Raw genomic sequence first — 12880 nt, 5'->3', positions numbered from 1 at the left:
GAGGGTGGCGGTTTGCGCGACCGGGCGAACGACATGAGAAGCGAACTGGCGAAGATGCCGGTTCGGAGGAAGAAAGCGGAACAGGCCGATCCGGCCGCTTTCCGTGCGACGGATCAGACAGACTCGCGAAAGACAGTCAGACGATGGGCAAGGTCACGGGTTTCCTCGAATTCGACCGGCAGGAGCAGAAGTATCAGCTCGCTGCCGACCGCGTGCGGCATTTTCGTGAGTTCACGCTGCCGCTGGACGAGCATGACCTGAAAAAGCAGGCGGCCCGCTGCATGGATTGCGGAATTCCGTTCTGCCACGGGGATACCGGCTGCCCGGTCCACAACCAGATTCCGGACTGGAACGAGCTCGTGTTCCAGTCGGATTGGGAGGAGGCGGCGCGCAACCTGCACTCCACGAACAACTTTCCCGAGTTCACCGGCCGCATCTGCCCTGCGCCCTGCGAGGAGGCCTGCACGCTGAACCTCGAGAATCAGCCTGTGGCGATCAAGACCATCGAGCAGGCCATCGCCGATCGCGCCTGGAACAACGGATGGGTCAAGCCCGAGCCGGCCAGCCACAAGACCGGCAAGAAGGTTGCGGTCATCGGGTCCGGTCCCGCCGGCATGGCCGCGGCGCAGCAGCTCGCTCGCGTCGGCCACGAGGTCCATGTCTTCGAGCGTGAGCCGAAGGCCGGTGGCCTACTGCGCTACGGCATCCCCGACTTCAAGATGGAGAAGCGCCATATCGACCGGCGTGTGAAGCAGATGGAGGCGGAGGGCGTCCGCTTCCACTACGGCGTGAATGTCGGCGTGACGAAGCCCCTCGACGAGCTCTCGGCCGAGCACGACGCGGTTCTGTTCGCCGGAGGCGCAGAAGACCCGCGTAACCCGCAGCTGCCGGGTCAGGACCTGATCGGCGTGCACTACGCCATGCCGTTCCTCGTCCAGTCCAACCGCCGGGTCGGGGCGGAGCCGATGCCGGGCAACGGCGAACAGCCGATCCTCGCAACGGCGAAGAACGTCGTCGTCATCGGCGGCGGCGACACGGCGTCCGATTGCGTCGGGACCTCGTTCCGCCAGGGCGCCCTGTCTGTGACGCAGCTCGATATCCGCCCGCGTCCGCCGGAGCGCGAGGACAAGCTCTCGGTCTGGCCGTACTGGCCGACGAAGATGCGGACCTCGTCGAGCCAGGCCGAGGGCGCCGAGCGCGAGTTCCAGGCGGCGACCCTGCGTCTCGAAGGCAAGAAGGGCAAGCTCACCGGCGTGGTCTGCACCCGCGTCGACGAGAAGCGCCAGCCCGTCCCGGGCGGCGAGTTCGTGCTGCCGGCCGATCTCGTCTTCCTGGCGATCGGCTTCGCCGGCTCCGTTCGTAAGGGCTTGCTGGAAGAATCCGGTGTGACCATGGACAAGCGTGGCAACGTCACTGCCGACACCGTCGATTATCGGACCTCGAACGAAAAGATCTACGTCGCCGGCGACATGCGCCGTGGGCAATCTCTCGTGGTGTGGGCGATCCGCGAGGGCCGGCAGGCCGCGCGGTCCATCGACGAGGCGCTCATGGGCGCCAGCGTCCTGCCGCGATAGGAAAGCAGGGTCGCCGGTTCAGCCCGGCGGCCAGCGGAAGTCGTCTGCCCGTCCCGGTTGCGTCACGGGTGCGGCACCCCGTAGGAGTGCCCGCTCGACGTTGCCGGATGGATCGGCGTCGCGGGGCCGCCCGCTGACAAGCGTTCCTCCAGGCGCGAGTTCAGCCCTTCCAAGCGGAATCACCGGCCCGGCGGCCGGTTTGACCGGCAGGGCCGGGATGCCGGGTGGCTCTGGGAGACTCGGCAGCATGGCGGTGATCTGGCGGTCGATGGCCGCCGCATCGTCGAGGCGAGGAGCCTCACCCTCGGCCGGTACAGCGGGAGCGGTTGCGACCGGGACGGCCGGCGTCGCGCTCGTCCCCATCATCCGCTTCAACTCGACATCGGCGAAGTGCGCGAGTTTGCGCGCACCGGCCTTGGTGAAATGGACGCCGTCGCCAGCGCGCAGCTTCGCCTCCTGTCCGTCGAGATCCGGCCCCGTGGCGGCGTAGCGGTTGCGGTCGTCGACGAAACCCGGCCAGATATCGACGTAGGTCTGACCCGCTTTGGCAACGCGCTCGCGGGCGATATCGTTGATTTCGGCGAGATCCTTGGTGAGGGATTCGCTGCGCATCGGCGGCACTCCGACCCAGATCAGCGGGATCTTGTGGTCGGAGAACACCTTCACCAGGGCTTCGACGCGCTCCCCGTAGATCTGGCGCCAACGTTCGCTCAGGGGCTCGATGGTCTGGTCGCCATCCCGGATCGGTTGACGGTCGTTCGCACCGACCATCACCAGCGCATACGCGACCTTCGGAGTGGACTTGAGAATGTCCTCGACGGCCTTCGGCCAATCCACGATATCCTTGCGTACCAGGCCACTGTCGGCGCGCGATCGGTCGACGATGCCGATCTCGGTGTTGTCCTCGAACACATCGGTGAGTCCGGTGCCGAGGGAGCCGGCCAGGGAATCCCCGAATACCGCGATCCGGGTGGCGGGCTCGGCCTTGGGCACGGTGGGCTTCGGCTGCGCGATGACCGGCGCCGGGCGCGGCTTGCGCCGGACCGCACGAGGATCGTCGGCATAGGTGGGCGTGCGCGGCCGCGGCGTCGGGCGGATGGTCGGCGTCGGCGCCGGCTGTGCCTGCTGGGGCCGGTCCTCCCACGGCCAATAGAACTGGCGCGGTGCTTCCTGCGGCGGCGGCGCGTAACGACGGTTCGACTGCCGGGCGCCATAGCCGCCGTCGTCGCGGTAATACTCCCGCGCCCTTCGCGAAGGCGCGTCGTAGGAATCGCCCCATTGCGCAGCGGCGGGCGGGGCCGCACCGAGGAGCAGGACGAGGCCGACGAGGGAGGACCAAGCCGCGCGAGGTGCCGGCAGCGTCATGACGAACCTTCTCGAGAACCGGACGGGCCGGTGCGGTAGACCTAATCCTAACCGAGGACGGGCCCTCGGTCTAAGGGCAACATCGTCAGGGACGGTGCTTCAGGTGTTCGAGGAGCGCGGGTGTCGCGTAGCCATCGGCCGGCAATCCTTGCTCGATCTGATAGCGGCGCACCGCCTCGCGCAGTTTCGGCCCGGCCCGGCCGTCGGCCTCGCCGGCATAGAGCTTTCGGGCGGACAGGCCCGTCTGCAGGGCCTGGAGGCCGCCTTTGTCGAGGCGGGCCGCATCGCTCGGCCATGGCGCGACGAGGGAAGGTCCCCCGGCGAGACGGTCGGCGAGGTGGCCGACGGCGAGGGCGTAGGAGTCGGAGGTGTTGTAGGCCCGCACCACCTCGAAATTGTCGGTGATCAGGAAGACCGGCCCCCCGAGGCCTCCGGGCAGGAAAAGGCTGGCGTTTCCCGAGGACGGCAGGGGCGCGTTATCTGTTCGGCGCACGCCCCGCCGGGCAAAGTCCGACAGGTCGGCTCGGTAGGCCGTCAGGTCGAAGCCCGGCGGCAGGGTGACGGCATAACCCCAGGAGAGGGCCGGATTCCAGCCGAGGGACTTCAGGTAGTTCGCGATCGAGGCCAAGGCGTCGGCCTGCGAGCCCCAGATGTCTCGGTGGCCGTCGCCATCGAAATCGACGGCATGGGCGAGGAAACTCGAGGGCAGGAACTGGACTTGCCCCATCGCCCCGGCCCAGGAACCTTTCATCCCGGACGGCGCGATGTCGCCGCGTTCCAGGATCGTGAGCGCCGCCAGGAGTTCATCTCGGAATAGGGTGCCGCGGAATCCCGCCTGAGCCAGTGTGGCGAGCGCCCGGACCGTCGGCACCGTGCCGGCGCTGGCGCCAAAATCGGACTCGACCCCCCAGAATGCCAGGACGATCCAGCGCGGTACGCCGAAGCGTGCCTCGATCGCCGCGAGGGTGGGGGCGAGGCGCGCCGCCTGTGCCTGTCCACGTGCGATGCGGCCCGGAGAGACCGCGCCGACGAGATACTCCCAGACGGGACGGGCGAACTCGCCCTGGCGCCGGGTGCGTGCGAGGACATCCGGGTCCGCCGTGGTCACGCCGGAGAAGGCCGCGGCAAAGGTCCTGGGCGAGACCCCACGGCTGAGGGCTTCGGGGCGCAGTGCTTCGATGAAGGCACGGAGGTCCGTTGGCGCCGGAGGCTTCTCCGCTGCGGGCAGCTTCGAAGTGGGCTTCGTGGGCTCGGACCTCGCGGTACCGCAGGCCGCGAGCAGGAGCACGACGGCGAGGCGAAGGCCCGTCACGTGCGGTTGCGCTTCGTCAGGGCATCCTCCCAGGCGAGCGCCTGGCCGACGATCCCTTCGAGGCTGGCATGGCGCGGCGTCCAGCCTAACCCCCGGATCCGGTCCGCCTGGGCGATGATCCGCGCCGGGTCGCCAGGACGGCGCGGGCACAGCCGAACCTCGAAATCCTTGCCGGACACGCGTTTGACCACCTCGATGACGTCGAGGACGGAGTAGCCCTGGCCGTAGCCGCAATTCATGGTCAGACTCTCGCCGCCGCCGCGCAGGTGGTCGAGGGCGACTCGGTGCGCCTCGGCGAGGTCCGAGACCTGGATGTAGTCCCGCAGGCACGATCCGTCCGGCGTCGGGTAATCGGTGCCGTAGACGTCGAGGTGGCTGCGCTGACCGAGGGCGGCTTGCGTCGCGACCTTGATGAGATGGGTCGCGTTCGGGGTCGACTGTCCGGTGCGTCCGCGCGGGTCCGCACCCGCGACGTTGAAGTAGCGCAGGATCACGTAGGTGAAGCCGTGCGCCCTCGCGGCGTCGGCGATCATCCACTCGCTCATGAGCTTGGAACGCCCATAGGGATTGATCGGAGCGGTCGTGAGATCTTCCGGCACGGGTACGATATCGGGCTCGCCGTAGACCGCTGCCGTGGACGAGAAGATGACGTGGCGGACGCCTTCACGCACGGCCGTCTCGATGAGGGCGCGGGTTTTGACCGTGTTGGCGAGGTAGTAGCCCAGGGGATCGGCGACGGAATCCGGAACGACGATGCGCGCGGCGAAATGCGCCAAGGCGTCGATGCCATGTTCGCGGATGATGCCGGCCACCAGTGTCTGATCGGCGATATCACCGGTGATGAGGGTCACTTCCGGCGGCAGGGCCCAGTCGAAGCCCGTCGAGAGATCGTCGAGCACCACGACACTCTCATGACCTGCGTCGAGCAGGGCCAGAACCATGTGGCTACCGATATAGCCCGCCCCACCCGTCACCAGAACAGCCATGCCGACATCCCCAAGCAGATTGCGCAAGAGTGGTCACCGGGTCTGCATCGAAAACCTCCGGTTCACCAACTCTTAAGCGGGTGAGGCGTTGGCTGGCCGATGCGAACCTGCTCAGGACCGTGGACACCCGATATATCGTAAAACCTTCGCATCGGTTATGCCGTCTCACGGTCACGCTGTAAGACCGGTCTCGGGATGCTGTCGTGCGACGCCTCCGAGGCTCGTCCCACCCCATTCGATACCGGGTCCCGCTCGATGAAACCGATTCGCAAGGCCGTTCTTCCCGTCGCTGGCCTCGGGACCCGATTCCTTCCCGCGACCAAGGCGATGCCGAAGGAGATGCTCACCGTCGTCGATCGCCCCGTGGTGCAACACGTCGTCGATGAGGCGCGCGAAGCCGGGATCGAGCATTTCATCTTCGTCACCGGGCGCGGCAAGGCGGTGATCGAGGACCATTTCGACATCTCGTTCGAACTCGACCGGATGCTCCTGGAGCGCGGAAAGCAGGCGGCCTACGACGACCTGAAGCGCGATCTGCCCGCGGCTGGCCAAACCAGCTTCACCCGCCAGCAGGAACCCCTCGGCCTGGGCCATGCCGTATGGTGCGCCCGCGAGATCGTCGGCGACGAGCCCTTCGCCGTTCTCCTGCCGGACATGCTCAGCCGCGGCTGCATGCAACAGATGCTGTCGGCCTACGAACGCCACGGCGGCAACGTGATCGCCGTCGAGGAGGTCGCCCCCGAGGAGACCCACCAGTACGGCATCGTCAGCGTCGGCGACACCTTCGGTCAGACCTTCGAGATCACCGGTATGGTCGAGAAGCCCAAGCAGGGCACCGCCCCGTCGAATTTCATCATCTCGGGTCGCTACATCCTTCAGCCGGAAATCTTCGAAGTGCTGTCCCACGGCAGGAAGGGCGCTGGCGGCGAGATCCAACTCACCGACGCGATGATCGAGCTGGCGCAGTCGCAGGACTTTTTCGGCATGCGCTACGAAGGTCGGACCTACGACACCGGTTCGAAGCTCGGTTTCCTCACGGCCAACCTCGCCTACGCTTTGGAACGCCAAGAGCTCGGCGGTCCGTTGCGGGCCGAGATCGCCCGTCTGCTGGCTGAGGCGTAGCCGGCACCCGCGCCGCTCGCGAGCGATGGACGGCCTCAGCGAAAAGCTGAGCAAATCCTCCGAAAACTCTTGCGTTTTGTGCGGCGCACACTAGTTTGTGCATTGCGGGAGCGCGATGGCGTCGCGCTCCCGTTGCCCTTCTTGGGCGTTTCCTCCCTAGACTTCGGGCCGCTCTTCGGAGCGGCCTTTTTTTCTGTGTGAACCAGCCACGCGCGATGAGCGCCCTGTGTCCGATACGGCGGCCGCCCAGACCGGCAAATGTCGCTGAGATCACGATTCAAGGTTCGATTTGGATCACGGCGCCGCTCGGCTGCGGCCAGTGCTCACCCATTTTACCGCTACCGAGGCGGGGCTGGGAGCTAGGGCGCAGGCACAAAGTCCCCTCGTCGCAGGCGTGTCCGAGTTTGAGGTTCGGCGTGAAGCAGGCCTGGGCCTGTCTCTTCCGGGGGCTCGATCTGGATGCCGCTTATCGCGAGCGTCCTGTTCGATCCGGCGGACGCTTCGCTGCACCGCTACGATGCCCTCACCCTGGCGGTGGTCAAGATCTGGATCGCGATGCTCGCAGTGCGGAGGGAAACCCGGGAGGAGGCGAAAATCATTGCCCCGTATCAAGGGATCGGAACCGTCGTGAAACTCTTCAGAACCGGGGTCGGATCCTGGATCTAACCGGAGGCCAGCTTTCCACGCTTCTCATGCGTCCCGCCCTTCACGGGCTTCTTCTATGCCAGCATCGGCTTCTACATCGCACGGGTCTGGCGCTATCCCGACCAGCACGCCGGATGGGCAGTGGTACCCTTGGGGGAAGTTCGGCTCGTGGGACCGTCTGATGATCGCGTCTTATGTGCTCGTCACCCTCGTGAGCCGGCCGCGGGAAGTCCGGCGGTCGGCTCGCGGGGAAGGCCGGCCAATGCAAAGGCCGGTAGCGTCGCCGATCATCTCAGTTGAGGTACGTCCGAATCCAGTTCGGGGAAAGGATTTCGCCTTCCTCAGTGATGATCCAAGGCTGCTTGGCAGGATCGGTGAGGGCGCCGGCGGCGGCCTTGATGGCCTCGCGCAGGGTGTCGTAGCGCTCGGGCTGAGCGAGAGGAGCCGGGATCGGCGCAGTCCGCCAGATGGTCAGATCGGCGGGACGTTCGAGGGCTTCGGTTTCCATGGGTCCTGTTCCTTGATCGAGAGGGTCGCTCCCCGCGATGCCGGCTGTTCGGTCTCACCCTTTGTAAGGGGGGCAACCTGAACGGCCGCTGCGGAAAGTGATCGGCAATGGCAGCATCTCTGGGGCGGCTTTGCGATCTTTTCGGGCGCAATCCTGAAGGTTGCGTCCGTTTCGACGCAGGCTCAGACCGACGGTATGAGCGTCGCTGCGTCCGCTGCTGCTTTGGAGATACCGCTTTGTCGGGATACGGGTCTTCTCTGGGTCTGCCCTATAGGTAGGCTGTAGCTGTCGCCTTGGAATTGAACGGTGTGCGAACGCACCCGGATCGTCCCTGCGCTTGAGCATCAGTTGACCCTAGAGGCGTCACCGAGCGGTTAATGCCGCATTGCAGCAAATGGGTTCTCCCATTTTTTGGAAGAGGATGGTGATGGCGGACCGGTTTGTGCGAATGGCGGCGGGCGCGGCGCTCGTCCTGCTCGCGCTCCTCGTGGCGCAGCCCTACGTGACGGCTTTCCTGTTCGCGTCACGAACCCCACGCGCCATCACGGCTCGGGGGGATCTGGCATCGGTGGAGACCGCCACCGTTGCGCTTTTCGCCCAAGCGAGCCCGTCCGTGGTCCATGTCTTCGCACAGGCCGCGGCACAGGGGCGTGCGCTCCTCGGCGCGGAGTCCGAGGATGGCGGAGAGCGGGAGGGCAGCGGATCGCAAACGGGCACGGGCTTCGTATGGGATGCGGGCGGGCACATCGTCACCAACAACCACGTCGTGGCCGCTGCGGCGCAGGGGGGCGGCTCCGTCTCGGTGCGGCTCTCCTCCGGGGTGGTGGTGCCGGCTCGCATCGTCGGGGCCGCGCCGAGCTACGACCTCGCCGTACTCCGACTCGGCCGCACCACGCCCCCACCGCCGCTCGCCATCGGCACCTCCGCCGACCTCAAGGTCGGCCAAGCCACCTATGCCATCGGCAATCCGTTCGGCCTCGACCACACCCTGACCACCGGCGTCGTCAGCGCACTCCAGCGCCGCTTGCCGACGGCCGAGGGCCGTGAACTTTCGGGCGTGATTCAGACGGATGCGGCGATCAATCCGGGCAATTCCGGCGGCCCCCTTCTCGATTCGGCCGGACGCCTCATCGGCGTCAACACGGCGATCTTCTCGCCGTCCGGGGCCAGCGCCGGCATCGGCTTCGCCATCCCGGTGGACGTGGTTAACCGCGTCGTGCCCGAACTCATCCGGAACGGGCGCACCCGCAATCCAGGTATCGGCATCATCGCCGGACAGGAATCGGTCACCGCCCGCCTGGGAATCGACGGGGTCGTGGTGGTACGGGTGATCCGGGGGTCGCCGGCGGCGCAAGCCGGCCTGCGCGGCGTCGATCCACAGACGGGCGCCATCGGCGACGTCATCGTGGCGGCCGGGGATCGGCCGATCCATCGCCTGGCCGACCTCACCGCCGCCATGGCGGCCGCAGGCATCGACGCCACCATGGATCTCACGGTCGAGCGCGACGGCCGTCCTCGGCGCGTCCGCGTCACCACGACGGATGTCGCCGAAGCGCGACGCTGACAGGTGACGCCGCCCTTCATGTCCTTTGGACGCGCGAATGGTCTAAGGTCGAAGATCACGAGAGCGGCCGATGCGTCCAGACCCTCGCCTTCTGGCGATCCTCACACTGATTCTGTTGAACTCCAGCGCACAGGCGGGGGAGGGGGCACGACCGCGCGCGGCGCGGCTGCCCTGTCCGCAGGATGCGCCGGAGGGCGTGCGCCTGCCGGACCGGCCGGGCTGTTCGACCCTGCCGACGGCCAGGCCGCCCGATGGGGATGGGTTTCGCGATGTCGGGGGCGTGCGTCTGCGTGTCGGGGGCCGCGTTGGCGCCGAGTACGGAAGCGCCCGATGACCCTGCTGCTCGCGGGCTTCGGCCTCTTGCTGATGTGGTGGCTCGGCCGAAACGCCCTGCGCCGTTCGCCCGCCACCACGACGCGGCTCCTGCGGCGGATCGGGGGGTACGCGGCCCTGGCTGCGGCCGGACTGGTCCTGGTCCGGGGCCGGCCTGAGCTCGGGGTGATCCTCGTCGTCGCGGGTCTCTGGCTCCTCGAGGGTGACGCCGGCCTGCGCCACCGGTGGAGTGCGCTGTCGCGGCGGGTCCGCGGCAAGCTTCCCCTACAGGCGGATCTCGACCGCCGGCACGCCGGCCGGCGTGAACACGCTGAGGCTGACGCCGACCCGCGGTCGCGCCGTCCGGCGGACCCAGGGGCGATGACGCAGGAGCAGGCCTATGAGGTCCTGGGGCTTGAGCGCGGGGCGTCCCTGGAGGACGTCCGCACGGCTCACCGAACGCTCATGAAGCGGCTCCATCCCGACCAGGGGGGGACGGCCGAGCAGGCGGCGCGCGTCAACGCGGCCCGAGACAGGCTGACGAACCGACATCGCTGATACTCCACGCGCGTGCCAGAGGGATCGTAGGGACGTGTCTGCCGGCATGACGAGCCGGCCCCGCGCCGCCGCGAGGGACGGTTCGGGTCGAGCGCCGATCCGGACGGGATCGGCGAATCCGCGGATGGATCAGCTTCGGGTGGCGAAGCAGCTGAAACCGCTGCGCTTCAGGGTGTTGCAGGCATCCTGGGCCGCATCCTGCTCGGAGAACCCCGAGAAGCGCGCGCGGTAAAGGGTGGCGCCGCCGTGCTCGACCTTCACCGTGTAGGGCGCAGCTCGGGACAGGGAGCCGCCGGCACGGCTGCGCGCCTCGGCGAGCATGGATTTCGCCTTGTCCTCGTCGTCCATGGCACCGAGCTGGATCACCCAGGCGGTGGGGGTCACTTTGGCGCCCGAGACGGTCTTGGGCGCGGATTCCGTGCGCGGACCGTCGACGGAGGCGAGCCGCGCCGGGCTCTTCACGCCCATCGGAAACGGAGAACCCGGTGCCGTCGGGGCGTAGGCCTGGGCGTTGGCCGGCAGGCGTCCCTTGACGCCGGCGCTACCCGGAGTGGTGGTTGCCCGGCTCGGGGAAATGTCGAGGGGTTGCGCCGTCGAGGCGGTCGTCTCGACATCCTCGTCGTCCGCCGATGCCATCTGCGTGCGCGTGCGCGAAGCGCCGTCGGCCACCACGGCAGGGCGCGCGCGCTCGGCGACCTCGATCGTGGCCGGGGTCTGGCGGTTGCCCGCATAAGCGCGGGGAAGGTTGGCTCGCACGAGATCAGCCATGATCTTGTCGCGGCTCGCCCCGGATTTACCGCCGAGGACGATGGCGACGATCTGGCGGTCGTCGAGCCGGGCAGCCGTCATGAGGTTGAAGCCGGAATCGCGCGTGTACCCGGTCTTGATCCCGTCGACGCCCTGGACATTGCCGAGGAGACGATTGTGGTTGCCGATCACGCGACCACGGAATGCGAAGGAGCGGGTCTGGAAATAGCGGTAGTAGCGCGGGAAGCGATCCTGGATGGCACGGGCGAGCACCGTAAGGTCGCGGGCCGTGGTGATCTGATCGGAATCCGGCAGGCCCGACGCGTTGGCGTAATTGGTCCGGCCCATGCCCAGAGCCTTCGCCTTCGCGGTCATCATCTCGGCGAAGCGCGGCTCGGACCCGGCGATGTTCTCACCGATGGCGCAGGCCACATCGTTGGCCGATTTCGTCACGATGGCCTTGATCGCGTCTTCGACGGAAATGGTCGAACCGGGACGCAGGCCGAGCTTCGACGGTGATTGCGACGCGGCGAAGGACGAGATGGTGAGGGGCGATTCGAGGGTGTAGCGACCGCGCTCGAGTTGCTCGAAGAGCATATAGAGGGTCATCACCTTGGTGATGGACGCCGGGTGACGCAAGGAATCTTCGTTGACCGCGTGCAGGGTCTTGCCCGTCTTCACGTCGACGACCATCGCCGCGTAAGGCGGGCTATAGCCGCCGCCGCCACGATGATGGGCGCGCCGCTTGGCTTCTGCGGGGGAGGCCATCGTGGCCAGGACCGCCGCCGCCGCGAGCAACGCGGGCAGGGATCGCTTCAGGCCCGGACGCGGGGCTCGCGCGGGGTCGGCCATCGCGTGGTTGGGAACGCTACGCATCACGACTCACTGCCTCGACAGGCACGGCACGGGGCCGGCTTGCACCGCAACATCGGGGCGGGGAGGCATCTGCGCCGCCGTTACCCCGCAACATCTGTCAATCAGGCTAGGTGGATGCAGTTACGGCCGGGTTAATGAGGTGCGCTGGATTTTGCCGGTTATATTGCGATGCATCATAACCCTTGACGTTCTATATTGCATCGCACAAATAAGGGGAGCCGGCGGTCCGCGCCAGACCGATGTCGATGCCAAGGGGATGCCCGCCAGGGCAGTGCCAGACGATGAACATGATGACGCAAGCGTTCGAAAAGACCTCCGCCCTCTTCAAGGCTGGCGCCGACGACAAGGCTGGCTTGGGCACCGCAATCAAAGGCTTCACGGCCGTGGCCAAGGCGAACCAAAGCGCCAGCATCGAGTGGGCGGATTATGCCCGCCAGTCCCTTGCAGAGGGCAGTGCCACCATGAAGAAGCTCGCCGCCGCGCGCACCCCGCAGGCCGTCTTCGAAATCCAGGCCGCCTACCTCAAGGGCTCGTACGAGCGCCTGATGACCCAGACCCAAGTCATGCGCGACCTTTATTCCGGCCTCGCCGGTACGATGAAGCCCCAGAGCTCCAGTGCAAAGCTGCCCGCCACCATCTGATCGTCCTCCCGGACCCATCGTTCCATCGGCCCCGCGCGTCACAGACGCGTGGGGCTTTTTTTCGCTTGCCTCGACCCCGAGCCGGGGTCGGCCGGCGGACAAGTGCGCGCAGCCGACTGGCGAAGTCGCCCATCGCCCTATAGATTGTGTTCACCACCCGCACGGCTCGCGAGACGGGGTGTCTCGACGGTGCCGCGCCGCCTCATGGGGTCGATGCGATTCAGATGTCCGACGTCCTGAAGCAGGGCATAGCCATGACGCAACGGCGCGAGGATTATCGCAACGCACGCGATGCGCCGCTCCGACCCGAGCCAAGGGCGGCCTCGAATCCCGACGATCCGGGGAACGGCGATGACGGCCGGTCCGGCACGGCGATCATCACCCGAACCAAGCCGAAGACGAAGCGCCCGAGTCTGTATCGCATTCTGCTGCTCAACGACGATTACACGCCGATGGAGTTCGTCGTGCATGTCGTCGAAAAGTTCTTCAACAAGTCCCAGGAAGACGCCTACCAGATCATGATGCACGTACACCAGAACGGTGTCGGCGAATGCGGCATATTTACCTATGAGGTCGCCGAGACCAAGGTGACGCAGGTGATGGACTTCGCCCGCAAACACCAACATCCTCTCCAGTGCGTTATGGAAAAGAAATAGGCACCCCCACACAG

The 12880-nt window shown here is 67.0% G+C and carries 13 protein-coding genes; 8 read left to right on the top strand and 5 right to left on the bottom strand.

Annotated elements, in window-relative coordinates; genetic code table 11:
• Positions 1-143 precede the first annotated feature (143 nt).
• Positions 144-1574: a glutamate synthase subunit beta gene (locus tag ASF25_RS00390; RefSeq protein ID WP_056265875.1), complete on the top strand. Its 1431-nt coding sequence runs from the start codon at positions 144-146 to the stop codon at positions 1572-1574.
• 18 nt (positions 1575-1592) lie between these two features.
• Here ASF25_RS00390 and ASF25_RS00385 read toward each other — a convergent pair whose 3' ends face one another.
• From ASF25_RS00385 to galE, 3 genes are all read right to left on the bottom strand, one after another.
• The gene (locus ASF25_RS00385) at positions 1593-2939 is read right to left on the bottom strand and encodes an SGNH family hydrolase (protein WP_056302615.1); all 1347 of its coding nucleotides are present in this window, start codon (positions 2937-2939) and stop codon (positions 1593-1595) included.
• An 85-nt stretch (positions 2940-3024) separates the two neighbouring features.
• Positions 3025-4251 (bottom strand): lytic murein transglycosylase, encoded by a 1227-nt coding sequence (locus ASF25_RS00380; RefSeq protein WP_200927261.1) that lies wholly within the window; start codon positions 4249-4251, stop codon positions 3025-3027.
• Entirely contained in the window at positions 4248-5237 is a 990-nt protein-coding gene (galE, locus tag ASF25_RS00375; protein WP_056302613.1) for a UDP-glucose 4-epimerase GalE, read from the bottom strand. The genes ASF25_RS00380 and galE overlap by 4 nt, the downstream gene beginning before the upstream one ends.
• Before the next feature lie 255 nt (positions 5238-5492).
• Between galE and galU the strand changes: the two genes are divergently transcribed.
• Positions 5493-6359, top strand: a complete 867-nt coding sequence (galU, locus tag ASF25_RS00370; protein WP_056302611.1) for a UTP--glucose-1-phosphate uridylyltransferase GalU — start codon at positions 5493-5495, stop codon at positions 6357-6359.
• Between the two features lie 459 nt (positions 6360-6818).
• Positions 6819-7025 carry a DUF817 family protein gene (locus ASF25_RS23440; RefSeq protein WP_056302609.1) on the top strand — a complete coding sequence of 69 codons (207 nt, stop codon included), beginning with the start codon at positions 6819-6821 and terminating at the stop codon, positions 7023-7025.
• Between the two features lie 271 nt (positions 7026-7296).
• On the opposite strand, the gene ASF25_RS00360 is transcribed toward ASF25_RS23440, so the two are convergent.
• Entirely contained in the window at positions 7297-7512 is a 216-nt protein-coding gene (locus ASF25_RS00360; protein ID WP_056171645.1) for a hypothetical protein, read from the bottom strand.
• 427 nt (positions 7513-7939) lie between these two features.
• Between ASF25_RS00360 and ASF25_RS00355 the strand changes: the two genes are divergently transcribed.
• The 3 genes from ASF25_RS00355 (at position 7940) to ASF25_RS21640 (ending at position 9946) form a co-directional block, all read left to right on the top strand.
• Positions 7940-9076: a trypsin-like peptidase domain-containing protein gene (locus tag ASF25_RS00355; protein WP_056266153.1), complete on the top strand. Its 1137-nt coding sequence runs from the start codon at positions 7940-7942 to the stop codon at positions 9074-9076.
• 70 nt (positions 9077-9146) lie between these two features.
• Positions 9147-9410: a hypothetical protein gene (locus tag ASF25_RS21645; protein ID WP_082478727.1), complete on the top strand. Its 264-nt coding sequence runs from the start codon at positions 9147-9149 to the stop codon at positions 9408-9410.
• The gene (locus ASF25_RS21640) at positions 9407-9946 is read left to right on the top strand and encodes a J domain-containing protein (RefSeq protein WP_082502415.1); all 540 of its coding nucleotides are present in this window, start codon (positions 9407-9409) and stop codon (positions 9944-9946) included. The genes ASF25_RS21645 and ASF25_RS21640 overlap by 4 nt, the downstream gene beginning before the upstream one ends.
• Before the next feature lie 129 nt (positions 9947-10075).
• Here the strand turns inward: ASF25_RS21640 and ASF25_RS00345 are convergent, their stop codons facing one another.
• Complete coding sequence (locus ASF25_RS00345; RefSeq protein ID WP_056171641.1) at positions 10076-11545, bottom strand: D-alanyl-D-alanine carboxypeptidase; 1470 nt, start codon at positions 11543-11545, stop codon at positions 10076-10078.
• Positions 11546-11850: 305 nt separating this feature from the next.
• Here ASF25_RS00345 and ASF25_RS00340 point away from each other — a divergent pair, with 305 nt between their 5' ends.
• On the top strand, positions 11851-12210 hold the full coding sequence (locus ASF25_RS00340; RefSeq protein ID WP_244472848.1) for a phasin family protein: 360 nt from the start codon (positions 11851-11853) through the stop codon (positions 12208-12210).
• Positions 12211-12464: 254 nt separating this feature from the next.
• A complete protein-coding gene (clpS, locus tag ASF25_RS00335) occupies positions 12465-12866 on the top strand; it encodes an ATP-dependent Clp protease adapter ClpS (protein ID WP_056303127.1) in 402 nt (133 codons plus the stop codon).
• The last annotated feature ends 14 nt before the right edge of the window (positions 12867-12880 follow it).

The sequence above is a fragment of the Methylobacterium sp. Leaf100 genome (genome assembly GCF_001422845.1).
Lineage (GTDB): Bacteria > Pseudomonadota > Alphaproteobacteria > Rhizobiales > Beijerinckiaceae > Methylobacterium.
Note: the sequence above shows the minus strand (reverse complement) of the source record. Positions and strands in the feature narration are given on the sequence as shown.